This window comes from Natrinema sp. H-ect4, assembly GCF_041894845.1.
Lineage (GTDB): Archaea > Halobacteriota > Halobacteria > Halobacteriales > Natrialbaceae > Natrinema.
Map to the genome: position 1 here is coordinate 202,935 of NZ_JBHDYC010000002.1, position 14,815 is coordinate 217,749.

A 14,815-nucleotide genomic window follows, 5' to 3' on the forward strand; every position below is an offset into this window, starting at 1 on the left:
GACCACTGGACGTTGCTCGGGCCGACACACCACCACAGTAGTGATGTTCTGTGGCTACGACAGTTCGAGTTCCTTCAACCGTATCGCTACCACTCCATGCCACCGTTGATCCCGAGGACCTGCCCGGTCATGTACTCCGCCTGATCGCCGACGAGGAACCGGATCATCCCGACGATGTCCTCGGTCGTTGCGAACCGGCCCAGCGGAATATCTTCCCGGATCTTCTCCTGGACTCGCTCGGGCACCTTCTCGAGCATGTCCGTCTCCGTGAAACCCGGCGCGACGCAGTTCGCCGTGGAGTTGTGACTGGCGAGTTCGAGCGCAAGCGTCCGAGTGAACGCGAAGAGGCCACCTTTCGAGGTCGCGTAGTTGGCCTGTCCGTAGTTGCCCTGCTGGCCGACGACGCTCGAGATGTTGATCAGCCGGCCGTGATCGGAGGTCTTGATGTCCTCGTAGAACGCTTTCGTGCAGTTGAACGTCCCGGTGAGGTTGACGTCGATAACTGTCTGCCAGTCCTCGTAGGTCATGTTCTCGAACGTTCGATCGATGGTGATCCCCGCATTGTTGACGAGCACGTCGATCTCGCCGAGTTCAGTCCGGATCTCCTCGGCCATCCGCTCGACCTGCGCCGGTTCGGAGATGTCCGCCTGGACGGGCACTGCCGCCTCGCCGTTTTCCTCGATGGTCTCGGTCACCTCGCGGGCCTTTGCGTCGGACGAACGGTAGTTCACCGCCACGTCGGCACCGCACCGGGCGAGTTCGAACGCGATCTCGCGACCGATCCCCCGCGAGGATCCGGTAACGAGACAGGTTCGATCGGTCAGCGGACGGCGCTCCAGGGGCTCGAGGCGCTGCATCGTTTTGGCCATACGGGAACCTACGTGCCGATTCGTGTTAATGACGTGACTCTCGTTTCAGAACGTGTGAACGAACGTTCGAGCGTCGTCTCGTTGGAACGGGCTCAGTTCGCGATCGACTCAAGGAATCGATCGAACGCCCCGCTCTCTGGATGGACGTGAACGTAGGTGCCCAGCGACTCGTACTCGGTCAATCCGTCGTGGTTGCCGTCGATGCCGTCACCGCGAACCGTCTCGAAGGCGAATCGGGCGTCGTCGTCGACCGCCGCGCTCGAGTAATGGAACTCGTGACCGCGGATCGTCTCGTCAGCGTTCGCCGTCAGCGTCTCCTCGGTGGCCTCGAGTTCGACGTGATCGAGCGCCTGATAGCGGTCGTGCATGGTAACGTCTGCAGGGAGAATGCCGGCCATCTCGCCCTGTTCGCCTTCGGCGGTCGTCAGCGACTGGCTCATCGCCATCAGGCCACCGCACTCGCCGAGTACCGGCATCCCATCAGCCGCGAGGTCACCGAGCTCCGAGAGGGTGCCCGCCGACTCGAGTTCCGCGGCGTGGAGTTCGGGGTAGCCGCCGGGCAGATAGACAGCATCCGCGTCCGGGACAGCATCGCCTGCGACCGGCGAGAACGCGACGGTGTCAGCTCGCTCGCGGAACCGTTCGATGGTCGCCGGATACCGGAAACAGAACGCCGCGTCGCTGGCGACGGCGACGGTAGCGTCGACCGGCTCCGCGCTCGTGGCCCTCGCCGATGCCGTCTCGGGGGCCGGCGGCTCGCTCGCGACGGCGGCCAGCCGGTCGGCCTCGAGCGATTCGGCAGCCTCCCGTACCGCCGCGGTCGGCAGCGCCGCCTCCTCGCCCATCTCGAGGCCGAGGTGCCGATCGGGAATCTCGAGGTCGTCGTTTGGCGGGATCCGGCCGAAGAACTCGAGGTCATCGGGTAGCGCATCGCGGATCCCCTGCTCGTGGCGGCCGCCGTGGGCCCGCTGGGCAATGACGCCCGCGACCTCGATGTCGCGGCCGATCGTCGCGGCGTACTCGCGAAATCCCAGCGCGGTCGCCGCGACGCTCTCCATACCGGCCTTGGCGTCGACCACGAGGACGACGGGAACGTCGAGCGCTTCGGCGACCATCGCGGTGCTCGAGCCGTCGCCGTCGTAGAGCCCCATCACGCCCTCGACGACGCAGACGTCGCCCTCGCCGCGCCGGTAATTCCGGCGGAGACCGTCCGCGCCGCAGAGCCACAGGTCGAGTGTTCGGGAGGGGCGGCCCGCGATCGCCTCGTGGTGGCTCGGATCGATGAAGTCCGGGCCCGCCTTGGCTGGCTGGACCTCGTAGCCAGCGTCCTCAAGTGCCTGCAGAATCGACAGCGTCGCGACCGTTTTTCCGACGCCGGAACTGACGCCGCCGAGGACGAATCCCTTCATGGTCTGCGTCCCGGGATCTGATCCGCCGCTCCGGCGATCCGTTCGTATCGGGTCGTCGTCTCGAGGTCGTTCATCACTACATTTGGATTAGAACAACTGAACTTGAATCCATCGGTGGCACCGACCGGTCAGATCACCGCTCATCGCAGCGACGATCCGCACTGATCGGATTGGGGGCCCGGACAGATGGCCAGCGACACTCGCTCCAAGCGACATACTATCACATCAGACACAAAAGTCGTGTTTTGGAAATCGAGTTACAAAACGTCGTTTTGGCGACTGTTTTAGCACGCCGGTGTCGTATCTGACCGTGATGACACGGGAATCCATGCCCCACGTCGTCGCACTCTGTGGCAGTTTGCGCGACGAGAGCAGAACGAAGGTCCTCCTCGAATCGCTGCTCGAAACCGCACGGAAGACGGGAGCGACGACGGAACTCGTCGATCTCCGATCGTACGAGTTGCCGAGCCTGCACGCCGTTGAGTCGGAGCCGCCGGACGCCGACCGCCTCCGAGCGACGATCGACGACGCGGATAGCGTCGCGCTCGGGACGCCCAACTATCACGGATCGTACACCGGATCGCTGAAGGACGCCCTCGACTACTGTCGTCGCGAGGAGTTCGCCGGAACGACCGTCGGCTTGCTCGAGGTGGCCGGCGGCGAGTTTCCGGGATCGGCGATCGCACATCTCCGGACCGTCAGCCGGACGCTGCACGCGTGGCCGCTGCCGACCGATGTTGCTGTCCCGAACGCCCGCACGATGATTACCGACGAGGAGATCGCCGACGAAGCGGTCGCCGAACGGGTCCGCCAGCTCGGCCGCGACCTCGTCGCGTACGCCGACGTGTCGCGCTATCCCGAGACGGTCTCCCGAGGGACGGCGACAGAAACGGAGTCCGAGGCCGATGACTGAACACAGCGTATCGACAGCCGACCAGTCGGGCGCGAGAGCAATGCGAGCGATTCGGATCCACGAACACGGCGGTTCGGACGTGTTGAGGGCGGAGACGGTCCCCCGGCCCGAACCCAGCGATGACGAACTGCTCGTTCGCGTTCGCGCCGCCGGTGTCAACCCCATCGACTGGATGATCCGCGAGGGTTACACCGACGAGGCGCTCTCACCGTCGCTGCCGTCCATTCTCGGCTGGGATCTGTCGGGCATCGTCGAGACGGTCGGGCCGGACGTGTCCGAATTCGGGCCCGGCGACGAGGTTTACGGTCTCGTGGGGATGCCTGATCCGGGGGAAGCCTATGCCGAATATGCGGCCGTCTCGGCGGACGAGGTCGTCACCAAGCCGGCACCGCTCAGCCACACGGAGGCCGCCGGACTTCCGATGGTCGGTCTCACCGCGTGGCGTGCCCTCTTCGACGCGGGAGCGCTCCGCGACGGTCAGCGTGTGCTCGTCCACGCCGCTGCCGGCGGCGTCGGCCACGTGGCCGTCCAGCTTGCGGCCCACGCCGGGGCACACGTCGTCGGCACTGCATCCAGCGAGAACGAGGCATACCTCCGGGAACTCGGCGTCGACGAATTCGTGAACTATCGGGAAGAGCAGTTCGAGCGTGTCGTCAACCCCGTCGATCTCGTACTCGACGCAGTCGGCGGCGACACGCTCGAGCGATCGATACCCGTGCTGGCCGACGGTGGTCGCATCGTGACGCTTCCGGAACCGCCGTCCGAGGCGGTGAGCGAGACGGCTCGGCGGGAGCACAACGCGACCGTCGACTGGTTCAGCGTCGAGCCGGATGCGACGACGCTCGCGGCCCTCTGTTCGCTCGTCGAGGACGACCATCTCCGGACAACGGTTAGCGGAAGCTACCCGCTCTCCGATGCCGCCACTGCTCACCAGGAGAGCGAAGACGGCCACGTCCGCGGGAAACTCGTCCTCACGGTCGGCGGTGACCGATCGACGTGAGCCCACCTCCGGTCCGCGCTGCATGACGGCCGAAAGTAGCTGAAAAGAAACACTTTAGCGGCTTCCCGCACTCAGTCCGATCATGAATCGAATGGAGGCAGTGATACGCGCTCAGGAGTCGGAGCACTGTCTCCGTCCTGCCGAGGCGTTCTCCCTCATCGGCGACGAAACGAGGGTCGCGATTCTCGAGGCCCTCTGGAACGCCGACGACACGCCAGTACCGTTCTCGCGGCTCTACGAAACCGTCGAGACCGACACGAGCCCGCAGTTCAACTATCACCTGAAGCGGCTCACCGGACAGTTCGTTCGGAAGACCGACGCCGGCTACGAACTCCGAACGGCCGGCGAGCACGTCGTCCGCGCGATCGTCGCCGGGTCGTTCAACGCTCACCCTCACCTCGAGCCGTTCGAGACCGGCGACGACTGCACCCAGTGTGGGTCGCCGCTACGAGCGAGCTACGACGACGAACGACTCGCCATCGACTGTCCCGCTTGCGGACGGACACACGGAGAGTACTCGTTTCCGCCCGGCGGCCTCCTCGACCGGACCCGCGATGAGATTCTCACCGCGTTCGATCGTCGCGTCCGCCGTCTACACTGTCTCGCCACGGACGGCGTCTGTCCGGCGTGTAGCGGCCGAATGCGGACCGAACTCGTCCGTGAGGGCGACTGCTGTCTCGATGTCGACCTTCAGGCGGTGTATACCTGTGAACAGTGCCACCACAGTCGCTGTTCGACAGTCGGGCTCGCACTGCTCGACCAGTCCGCTGTCGTCGCGTTCTATCGCGATCACGGCATCGACCTCGAGTCTGCGCGGTACTGGCAGTTCGACTGGTGCGTTAGCGACGAGTACACGACCGTCCGATCGACGGATCCCTGGCGAATCGCCGTGTCGATTCCGCTCGAGGACGACACGCTCGAGAGTACGCTCGACGGCGAGTTGTCCGTCATCGAGACGCAGCGACTGTGAGCCGTCGGCCGTCCGGACGCCCTCGAGTGAGGGTTCGGACCACCGACGAACTTAACCGCTCGAATCGGTTACGACCGCCCCCTCAAACTATGAGTGAAGCAAACGGAACCGACACCGAACGGCACCTCCGCGAGGCGCTTCGTCACCTGGGTCAGGCACAGGACGACGATACTCTCAGGAAGACCAACGCCGTCGCGCTCGAGGAAGTGTCGAACACCGTCTCGTCGGTACTGCGCGAGTACGAAGGGGACGAATAGAACCATTCACAGTCGATTTTCGATGCCACAGGTCGTCTCTGAGTTCCGACCTCGAGCGATGTCTAGCCCCATCCACGGTATGATTTAACATACCATGGTGTGTACGAACGATCGTGATGCAGCCCGAAACCGACCACCCGTCGAGCGCGGACGAACTGCGTAACAAAGACGAGACCGAGATCCCGATCGGCGAGGCCCAGGAGCCCGAGAGCCGCGGGTACACCATGTGGCGCTGTCGGTCCTGCGGCGAGATGGGACGGCTCGAGGGAGAGCTGCCGGAGGCGTGTCCCGGGTGCGCCGCACCGCGGGAGGAACTGTACTACTGGGTTGCCGACTGACGGTCGCCCGGCGCTCGAGAACGGGGCCGTCTCGAACCGGGCCGCGGCGAGACGACGACGCGACCGTTATACCGGCTGTCGCACCGCGAGCACAACCAGATCCGAAAACGGCGTGTCGTCTTTCCCGTTCCCCCCGGCGTGTTCTGCCAGTTCCCCGAGCGTGAACCGGTGGATCCGCTCGTCGTCGTGGGTCAGCTTCTCGAGCACCAGCGCCTCGAGGTCGGGTTCAGCCCCCGCCTCGAGCAAAAATTTCGCGATATCGCCGGGCATCCGGTCGTAGGGTCGGGGGAGGACCAGCAGGTGTCGTTCGTCTTCCGTCGCTACGGCGGCGAGACGGTCCATGTCCGACTCGAGGTCGCCGCTCTTGTGCAGCGTGACGAACTCGGTGTCCTCCATCGGCGTCCGGGCGCGACTGGCGGCCAGCTGGATCGATGAGATACCCGGAATCACGCGGACCGGGATATCGGGATCCCCGTGCTCGACTGCATCCTGACGAGCCTGCGAGTCAGGGCTCGTGGAACTCCGTTCCACGGCGTCCTGCACTTTGCCGACGAACTGGTAGCCCGAGTGGTTCGGATCACCCATCGCAACCGCAGTCCCCGACTCGCCGGCAGCGACGCGCTCGCCGAACTCCTCGAGCGCCTCGGCCTCGTCTTTGTAGCCACAGGTCAGCAGGTCGGCGTCCGTCTCGTCCTCGACGAACTCCACGACCGTCGTGAAGCCGACGACGACGTCCGCCTCGCGGATCGCGCGCTCGCCCCGCGGGGTGAGATATTCGGGGTTCCCCGGCCCGACGCCAACGGCGTAGACCGGGTTGTCCGTCTCTTCATCGATGTCCGGTTCGGCCGCTCCCGCGGCGAACGTCGCCGGATCCGGTCCCGAATCGAGGTCGTACTCGCCACTCATCGGTTCCGGCCGTCCGCGGCTCGCGTTTCGGCGTCGAGCTCGAGGTCGATTTCGTCGGTCCGGACGTCTTTCGCGACGTGAATCAGTTCGTTCGTCAGCGCCGCCGCCAGTCCGCTGCCGCCGCGGCGGCCGACGTTGGTGATCGCCGGCACATCGTATTCTTCGCTGACTTCGCGGATGCGCTGGCGACTCTCTTCTGCCTTGACGAAGCCGACGGGGGTCGCGACGATGGCGGCCGGCCGGGTGCCGTCCTCGATGCAGTCCGCCAGCGCGAAGGCGGCCGTCGGCGCGTTGCCGATCGTCGCGATCGCGCCGTCGTAGACGCCCTGCTTATCGAGCTCGAGCACCGAGGCCGCGGTCCGGGTCATCCCCGTTTCCTCGGCCAGTTCAGCCCCGTTCCCGATCGCCTTGCGCTTCTCGCAGTTGTGCCCGCGGCCGGTGATTCCGGCTTTGGACATCGTGATGTCCGTGACGATGGTCGCCTCCTCGAGGACGGCTCGAGCGCCGGCCCGGACCGGCGCGTCCTCGTCGTCGCCGAGTTCGTCGCTGCCGGTGAACTCGATCAAGTGCTGGAATTCAATGTCGCCCATTGAATGGACCGCCTTTTGTCGGATGCGGTCTCCAAGAGTCTCATCCGGCACGAACTGCCGGACGATGTCCATGCTCGTCTCCGCGATGTCCATCGCGTTCTGCGTCGTTGCACCCAGATCGGCGTACTCCGCTTCGAATTCTTGTTCAGTCATCAGTGGTCACACTCACAGCCTCGTTGGTCGTCCGCGCCTCGAGGTCGCCTTCCACCTCGAGGTTCAGGTCTCGAAGCCGATCGATCGTTTCGTCGTCGGCGTCCCAGAGGTCCCGCTCGATGGCCTCGAGCAGGGTATCCGTGATGGACTCGAGCGCCCACGGGTTCACGTCACGCATCCAGTCCTGGCGATCCTCGTCGAAGGCGAACTTCTCGGCGACCTCCTCCCACAGCGTGTCCGAGACGACGCCGGTTGTCGCGTCCCAGCCCAGCGTCACGTCGACCGTCGTCGAGAGGTCGCCCGCACCCTTATAGCCGTGTTCCTCCATGGACTCGAGCCAGTCCGGATTGAGGACGCGGGAACGCATCGCCTTGCGAACTTTCTCCTCATTGGTGTAGACATCGACGTTGTCCGGGTCCGAGGAGTCGCCGACGTAGGAGGCGGGCTCCTCACCCGAAATCTCGCTCACGGCGGAGATGAAGCCGCCGTGGAAGGCGTACCAGTCCGAGGAGTCGAACTCGTCTTGCTCCATCGTGTCCTCGATCTTGACCGTCGCGTCGACGGAAGAGAGCCGGCGCTCGAAGGATGCGTGGGCGTCCGAGACGCGGCCTCTCGAGCCCATGGCGTAGCCGCCCCACTGGATGTACACCTCGGCGAGGTCCGAGCGGTCGTCCCAGTTGCCCTCGTCGACGGCCTTGTTCGTCCCGGCACCATAGCCGCCGGGGCGGGTCGTGAAGACCCGATGCTTTGCTGCCTTCCGAGCGTCCGATTCGTCGAGACCTTCCTTCTCCTCGAGGTCCGCCTGTTCGGCCTCGACGTGCTTTTTGATGTAGTTCATCTCGAGGGGCTCGTCGAGGTCGACGACGGCGTTGACGGCGTCGTGGATGACGCCCGCAGCCGCCGGGAACGCATCCCGAAAGAGACCGGAGACGCGCGTCGTCACGTCGATTCGGGGTCGATCCAGTTCCTCGAGCGGTATCGGTTCGACGTCGTCGATCCGACCGGCGTCCGTCCACTGCGGCTCGACACCCATCATCGCGAGCACTTGGGCGATGGTCTCGCCGCGGGTGCGTACGGTCGGCGTTCCCCAGGCGACGACGCCGATCTCCTCGGGATACTCGTCGTTTTCGCTGTGGTGGCGCTCGAGCACGCCCTCCGCGACCTCACTTCCAACCTGCCAGGCTGCCTTCGCCGGCACCTTGCGCGGGTCGAGCGTGTAGAAGTTCCGCGCGGTCGGCAGCAGGTCGACGCCGCCGCGAGTCGGCGCGCCGGAGCCCCCCGGCGGCACGTACTCGCCTGAGAGGGCGTCGGCGGTTCTGGGAATCTCGTCTTCGGCCCCCTGCACCCGGGGCTGGGCCTCCTCGCAGATGTACGCGAGGGCCTTCCGGAGATCGTTGTGTGCGCCGGATTTCGCGCGGCCGTCACCGATCGTCTCGAGGTCGACGACGAGTAGGTTCATGTTGACCTCGTCGTCCGGCACTCCAGCGGTTTCACCGCCTTCGCCTCGCGATTCGTTCCGAATCGCGCGCGCCTCGCGCTCCGATTTCGGCACGTCGAAGTCGTGTTCCGCGAGCGTCTCGATCAGGTCGACGCTGGTCTCGTAGACGATATCCGCGGCCTCGGCGTAGGTCATCCCGAGGTCGTCGTCGTACTCACCGGGCGCGTTCAGCATCTTCTCGTAGTCGACGCCCAGCGCGCCGGCGACGCTCTCGCGAAGGCTCGGCGCACCGGGGTTCTCGAGCCGAGTGAGTGCGACCAGATACTCGGTCAGGCGCTCGCCCTCCGGCGGCTCGGACATGGTGTGCAGCCCCAGCCGAATCTGGGTCGTCTTCACGTCGGTCAGGTACTCGTGGATCCGTTCGACCAGTTCGTCGATATCGACCTCGTCGCCCTCGACATCGCCTTCCTCGAGCGTCGAGCCGGCCTCGTCGGGCCCGCGAACATCGGCCTTCTCGTCAATCGTGCCCGTGATACCCAACTCGACGGCGAGATCCAGTTGCTCGACTTTCTCGCGCATGAGGTCTGCGAGGTGCTCGCCGTCGTCGGCGCGGGCGTCCTCCATCCCGGCCTCGCGGTACTGGTTGGCGAGTTCCTCGAGTTCCGAGAGTTCGTCGTACGTTCCGGCGTTTCGCATGACGGGCGTGAGGTAGTCGACGATCGCGGCGTAGGAGCGGCGCTTGGCCTGGGTCCCCTCGCCGGGGTTATTGACGATGTACGGGTAGACGTTCGGGATATCGTCGATCAGCTGATCCGGTGCGCTCTCGCCGTTGAGTCCGACGGTCTTGCCGGGGAGCCACTCGAGACTGCCGTGGGTCCCCAGATGGACTATCGCGTCGGTCTCGAAGCTGTTGCGCAGCCAGCCGTAGAAGGCGTAGTAGTCGTGTGGTGGCTGCAGGTTCGAGTCGTGATAGACCTTCGAGGGATCCATCCCGAACCCGCGCGGGGGCTGGACGGTGACGAGGACGTTCCCGAACTCGACGCCCGGAATCGCGAACGGGCGGTCGGGTGGGTCGCCCCATTCCTCTACGATGTTCGACTGAAATCGGTCGTCGGCGTCGGCGAACCACTGCTCGTACGTGTCCGGTGAAACGACGTCGACCGAGAGGTCGCGGACGTCTTCGGGTGCGACCCAGCGGTCCTCGAGCGTGAGCTGTGCGGTCAGTTTCTCCACTAACGTTTGCCCGTCTTTCGGCATCTCGTCGTCTCGTGGATCGCACCGCTCCCCGCTCGACACTTCCGAGGCGCTTCGCGCCTCGCTACCCAGGTCGTACCCACGCTCATCTAGTTCATCGAGTAGATTGACCGTCGACTCCGGCGAATCGAGACCGAACGCGGTCCCGATCCCGTCGTCGCTCGGCGGGTAATTGTGCAGGACGACAGCGACCTGCTTCTCCTCGTTGGGCGTGTGTCGCAACTCGGCCCAGTTGACTGCGAGTCGGGTCGCGTGGTCGATCCGGTCCTCGATCGGGAAGTGGTGTTTCGGCGCGGAGCCGATGCCGGCCTCGTCGTCGGTGCGTTCCTTCCCGGAAATCGGGTGCGTGATCACGTTCCCGTCGAACTCCGGCAGCGCGACCGAGAGGGCGAGTTCGAAGCCCATCACGCCCGTATCGCTGGACTCGTAGCGCGACCGCGAGCGCATCGTCGTGACCGTCTGGAGGACCGGCACGCCGAGGCGATCGAGGAAGACGTCTTCAGCAGAACTCCCTTCGTCGTCGGCGCTGCGGCCCCGCTCGTCCATCGAGAGGGAGAACATAAAGGACGAGAGCACGGCGTCGGCGATCGAATTCCCGTCGTCAGCGATAAGCCAATTGTCGGTCACCCATTCAGCGTCTTCTTGCTCGTCGGTGTCGGTCGCCGGGTTACAGAAAATCGGCAGGGCGTTGGCACCTTGCTCCTCGAGCGCTCTGACCTGCGCGTCCACGTACCGGGTGTTCTCGTGGGTCCAGTGGGACTCGTAGAACCAGACCGCGACCGTCGGCTTCTCGGGATCGTGCGTCTCGAGCAGGTCCTCGTACTCGATTCCCGGGTGATCCGGGTGGTAGACGCCCTCCGTCGGCAGTTCGGTGGGACCGTCGTATTCGACATCGTGGCCCTCGTACTCGGCGGTGAGGAACCGACACAGGTTTGCGGTGTTGATCGTCCCACCCTTCTCGAGGTAGTCGGAGACGCGGTCTCGGTGGGCCGCCGAAACCGTCGTGTCCTCGACGGCGAAGGCGTCGCCAGTCGCCTTGACGATCAGCGGGACGCCCGCTTCCTCGAGCGCGCCCGTCGCGTAGTCGTAGCCCGGCATGCTGTCTTCGGCACCGTGCAGCCAGAAGATGGCCGCCGCGGCGTCGTGCAATTCCTCGACGAACTCCTCGACATCGGCTTCGTCCTCGAGGTCGCTCTCCGACCGGACGACCAGCTCGACCCCCTCGAGGCGCTGTGCGGCCCGCCCGATCGAGCCGAGTTCGTTCTCCGTCGCAGTGTAGATCCCGATCCGTGTCATCGTGTTTTTAAACCCTGGTTGTATTAGCGCAAGTATGGTTGCAAACGCCGGGGGCAAAAAGCTGTCGTCACTCCCCTTTCCGGCGATCGTCGGACAGGACGAACTGAAGCGCGTGCTGCTCGCCGTCGCGGCCAACGACGGCCTCGACGGGGCCCTGATCGTCGGCGAGAAGGGAACCGCGAAGTCGACCGCCGTTCGGGCACTCGTCGATCTCCTGCCCGAGCAGCGTGCCGTCGCCGACTGCCGATACGGCTGTTCGCCCGACGACCCCGATCTGCAGTGCGATGAGTGCCGCGAACGCGACTCCGACGACCTCCCGGTCGAGACGCGACCGGTCCCGCTCGTCACGCTTCCGCTCGGTGCGACTCGAGACCGCGTCGTCGGCACCCTCTCCGTCGAAGACGCGCTGGCCGGCGAGGCCGACTTCGATCCCGGCTTGCTGGCTCGCGCAAACCGCGGCATCCTCTACGTCGACGAGGTCAACCTGCTCGACGACCACCTCGTCGACGTGATCCTCGACTCGGCGGCGAGCGGCGTCAACACCGTCGAGCGCGACGGGATCAGCGTCTCTCACCCCGCGAACTTCACCCTGATCGGGACGATGAACCCCGAGGAGGGCGATCTGCGCCCCCAACTGCGGGATCGCTTCGCCCTCCAGGCTACCGTCGAGGGCTGTCGCGAGATCGACGACCGCGTCGAGATCATCGACCGCGCACTCGAGGCCGACGGCGGCGCTGGCGGCGCTCCCGATCCGCGAACGGAGTACGCCGACGAGGTCGAGACACTGCGTGACGACCTCGCTGCGGCCCGCGAGCGCCTCTCGAGCGTCAATCTCCCGCCCGATTTCAAAGCGGAGATCGCCCAACTATGCCTCGAGGCCGGCGTCGACGGCCACCGCGGCGACGTGGCGACGGCTCGAACCGCCATGACGCTGGCCGCGCTCGAGGGCCGCGAGACCGTCATCGAGCTCGATATCCACGAGGCCGCGACGTACGCGCTCCCCCACCGCCTCCGGAGCACCCCCTTCGAGGACGAACCGGAGCTCGACGACCTGCTCGAGGACCGGTTCGACGATGAGTCGCCGGACGAGGGCGACGGAGAGAGAAACGAGTCCGACGGAAGTGACGCGGACGACGGTGATGGAAGTGACGGCGGAGATTCAGAGTCAGAACCCGAAGCGGGAGACGGAGACGAGCACGGTGATCGCGAGGTGGGCGGAGACGACGGATCCGGCGATGATGACGGTGGTGCGGACGGCGACGACTCGAGCGACGGCACCGATCCCGAATCCGACGCTGTGGACGGCGACGACTCCGGACCCGAGCAACGACCAGAGAGCGGCGACCAGCCGACATCACCGAACCGGTCGTCCGCCGATACCGGTGCTGACACCGGTGATGGCAGTTCGGACGACGACTCGAGCGAACGCGACTCGGAGTCGGACGGGTCGTCCGATGACGGTGACGAAGACGAAACCGCCCAGCCGCTCGTTCCCGGCCAGCAACGCGCGAAGATCGGCGAAGCGCGGGCACCGGATCTCGAGACGCCGACCGCAGAGAGAACGGAGAGTGCGGCCGCAAGCGCAACGGGAACGCGGGCGAGCACGACACCGAGTGCGGACAACCGAGGCGCTCGCGTCCGGACCGAACCCGCGTCCGGCGAGGGGCCAATCGACGCCGCGGCGTCGGTGCGATCGGCCGCGTCCCGCGGCGAGTCGCGGGTCGACAAGCGGGACCTCCAGCAGTCCGTTCGCACCGGCGAGACGTCGGTGACGATCGTCTTTGCCGTCGACGCCAGCGCGTCGATGCGGCCCGCGATGCGAACTGCGAAAGGCGTCGTCCTCGAACTCCTGCGCGACAGTTACCAACACCGCGATCAGGTTTCCTTCGTCGCCTTCGCCGGCGATGACGCCGACGTCTTGCTCCCGCCAACCGACAGCGTCTCGCTGGCCGCCCGCCACCTGAAGGACCTTCCCTCGGGCGATCGAACGCCGCTTCCGGCCGGTCTCGAGACCTCGAGACGCGTCCTCGAGCGAGCCGACACTGAGGCCTCGGTCGTCGTCCTCGTTACTGACGGGCGAGCGAACGTCGCCGACGGGAGTCCGACCGAGGCGACGCGAACCGCGGCCCGAGCGCTCGCGGCGGGCGACACTCGAGTGATCGTCGTCGACGCCGGCGACGATACCCGCGCCGGCCTCTCGGAACTGGTCGCCAGCGAAACCGACGGCGAACTGGTGGCCCTCGAGTCGCTGTCAGCCGAGACCGTCAGAACGGGAGCCGACCGCGCGGCCGACGAGACGGAGCGATAGGGGGGATCCCAAGGGTGCCTTCGAGCGACATCGACGAGCGCGGACCATATCCCGTTTTACCCGCCACTCGAACCGTGGTACGCAACCCGGCGTTCTAAGAGCGAGCGGCCCCCAGTCGTTGTATGGCAGAACTCGAACTCGACGACGGGACCATCTGGTACGAGACGATCGGTGACGGGCCGCCGCTCGTGTTTGTCCACGGCGGCTGGATGGACGGGACGACCTGGGAGCCACAGATCGAACACTTCGCCGACGACTATCGGGTCGTCACGCTCGACGTGCGGGGCCACGGCAACACCGGCGTGACGGAGCCCGATCAGTACTCGATCGACCTCTTCACCGACGACCTCGAGGCACTGCTCTCGCGACTCGAGATCGAACGGCCAATCCTCTGTGGGCTCTCGCTGGGGTCGATGGTCGTCCAGGAGTATCTGGATCGCCGTTCCGACGACGCGGCGGGCGCGATTCTGGGCGGGGCAGTGCGATCGATGCCCCCCGTGGAACTGCCGTCAGGAGTGAAGTCGTTCTGGTCGCCGATGCCCGCGCTGGCCACGTCGCTGTCGGTCTCGGGGTCGGCGGGGACCTTCCGTTCGATGCTGTATTCGATACAGGCGACGACCGGAGAACGGTGGCTGTCGGTCGACCCCAGTACCAGGGCCGACGCGATCGACACCGTCGGCGACATCCCGTCGGCCGAGTTCCGGAAGATCTTCGACGCGCTCTACCAGTACGATCCGCCCGAGCTATCCGGCATCGAAACGCCGACGCTCGTCGTCCACGGCGAGCAGGAGGCCCCGCTGGTCAAGCGACAGGGCCGACAGATCGCCTCGGCCGTCGCCGACGGCACGCAACTCGAGCTCGCGGAGTCGGGACACCTGGTCAATCAGGACCGGTCGCGAGCGTTCAACGCGGCGGCGACCGACTTTCTCGAGGAACTCCCCGCTGCGTAGGCGATCACTCCCTGTCAGGGATCGATTCGCCGAACCGCTTCGGTGAATCGCTCGCACGGGTACAGTGTCAGTCGCAGTCGACACCGATCGCCGTCCGGGGTCACCCGTCAACACTCACGAGAGTCACGGTTGGCAGCCCAACATGATTTGGCGATACCCCGAAG

At 65.8% G+C, this 14,815-nt stretch carries 12 protein-coding genes; 7 read left to right on the forward strand and 5 right to left on the reverse strand.

What is annotated here, in order from left to right; translation table 11 throughout:
- Positions 1-86: 86 nt before the first annotated feature.
- Positions 87-869, reverse strand: a complete 783-nt coding sequence (locus tag ACEWFR_RS03865) for a 3-oxoacyl-ACP reductase family protein (RefSeq protein ID WP_374059795.1) — start codon at positions 867-869, stop codon at positions 87-89.
- A 92-nt stretch (positions 870-961) separates the two neighbouring features.
- Positions 962-2,278, reverse strand: coding sequence for a cobyrinic acid a,c-diamide synthase (locus ACEWFR_RS03870; RefSeq protein WP_374059796.1), 1,317 nt, complete (start codon positions 2,276-2,278; stop codon positions 962-964).
- A gap of 313 nt (positions 2,279-2,591) precedes the next feature.
- On the opposite strand from ACEWFR_RS03870, the gene ACEWFR_RS03875 reads away from it, so the two are divergent.
- The 5 genes from ACEWFR_RS03875 to ACEWFR_RS03895 all read left to right on the forward strand — a co-directional run bounded on the left by ACEWFR_RS03875 (position 2,592) and on the right by ACEWFR_RS03895 (position 5,756).
- On the forward strand, positions 2,592-3,191 hold the full coding sequence (locus ACEWFR_RS03875; protein WP_374059797.1) for an NADPH-dependent FMN reductase: 600 nt from the start codon (positions 2,592-2,594) through the stop codon (positions 3,189-3,191).
- Positions 3,184-4,191: an NADP-dependent oxidoreductase gene (locus tag ACEWFR_RS03880; RefSeq protein WP_374059798.1), complete on the forward strand. Its 1,008-nt coding sequence runs from the start codon at positions 3,184-3,186 to the stop codon at positions 4,189-4,191. The genes ACEWFR_RS03875 and ACEWFR_RS03880 overlap by 8 nt, the downstream gene beginning before the upstream one ends.
- A gap of 91 nt (positions 4,192-4,282) precedes the next feature.
- On the forward strand, positions 4,283-5,161 hold the full coding sequence (locus ACEWFR_RS03885) for an ArsR family transcriptional regulator (protein ID WP_374060053.1): 879 nt from the start codon (positions 4,283-4,285) through the stop codon (positions 5,159-5,161).
- Between the two features lie 89 nt (positions 5,162-5,250).
- Positions 5,251-5,418 carry a hypothetical protein gene (locus ACEWFR_RS03890; protein WP_176548088.1) on the forward strand — a complete coding sequence of 56 codons (168 nt, stop codon included), beginning with the start codon at positions 5,251-5,253 and terminating at the stop codon, positions 5,416-5,418.
- A 116-nt stretch (positions 5,419-5,534) separates the two neighbouring features.
- Positions 5,535-5,756 carry a rubredoxin-like domain-containing protein gene (locus ACEWFR_RS03895; RefSeq protein ID WP_374060054.1) on the forward strand — a complete coding sequence of 74 codons (222 nt, stop codon included), beginning with the start codon at positions 5,535-5,537 and terminating at the stop codon, positions 5,754-5,756.
- A gap of 66 nt (positions 5,757-5,822) precedes the next feature.
- On the opposite strand, the gene ACEWFR_RS03900 is transcribed toward ACEWFR_RS03895, so the two are convergent.
- Genes ACEWFR_RS03900 through cobN form a run of 3 tightly spaced genes read right to left on the reverse strand, consistent with a single transcriptional unit; the run spans position 5,823 to position 11,393 of the window.
- Positions 5,823-6,662 carry a cobalt-precorrin-7 (C(5))-methyltransferase gene (locus tag ACEWFR_RS03900; RefSeq protein ID WP_374059799.1) on the reverse strand — a complete coding sequence of 280 codons (840 nt, stop codon included), beginning with the start codon at positions 6,660-6,662 and terminating at the stop codon, positions 5,823-5,825.
- A complete protein-coding gene (locus tag ACEWFR_RS03905; RefSeq protein ID WP_374059800.1) occupies positions 6,659-7,405 on the reverse strand; it encodes a precorrin-8X methylmutase in 747 nt (248 codons plus the stop codon). The genes ACEWFR_RS03900 and ACEWFR_RS03905 overlap by 4 nt, the downstream gene beginning before the upstream one ends.
- Positions 7,398-11,393, reverse strand: a complete 3,996-nt coding sequence (gene cobN / locus ACEWFR_RS03910; protein WP_374059801.1) for a cobaltochelatase subunit CobN — start codon at positions 11,391-11,393, stop codon at positions 7,398-7,400. The genes ACEWFR_RS03905 and cobN overlap by 8 nt, the downstream gene beginning before the upstream one ends.
- Positions 11,394-11,427: 34 nt before the next feature.
- Here cobN and ACEWFR_RS03915 point away from each other — a divergent pair, with 34 nt between their 5' ends.
- Both ACEWFR_RS03915 and ACEWFR_RS03920 read left to right on the forward strand, forming a co-directional pair.
- Positions 11,428-13,701: a VWA domain-containing protein gene (locus tag ACEWFR_RS03915; RefSeq protein ID WP_374059802.1), complete on the forward strand. Its 2,274-nt coding sequence runs from the start codon at positions 11,428-11,430 to the stop codon at positions 13,699-13,701.
- A 122-nt stretch (positions 13,702-13,823) separates the two neighbouring features.
- Positions 13,824-14,651, forward strand: coding sequence for an alpha/beta fold hydrolase (locus ACEWFR_RS03920; RefSeq protein WP_374059803.1), 828 nt, complete (start codon positions 13,824-13,826; stop codon positions 14,649-14,651).
- Positions 14,652-14,815: the final 164 nt, after the last annotated feature.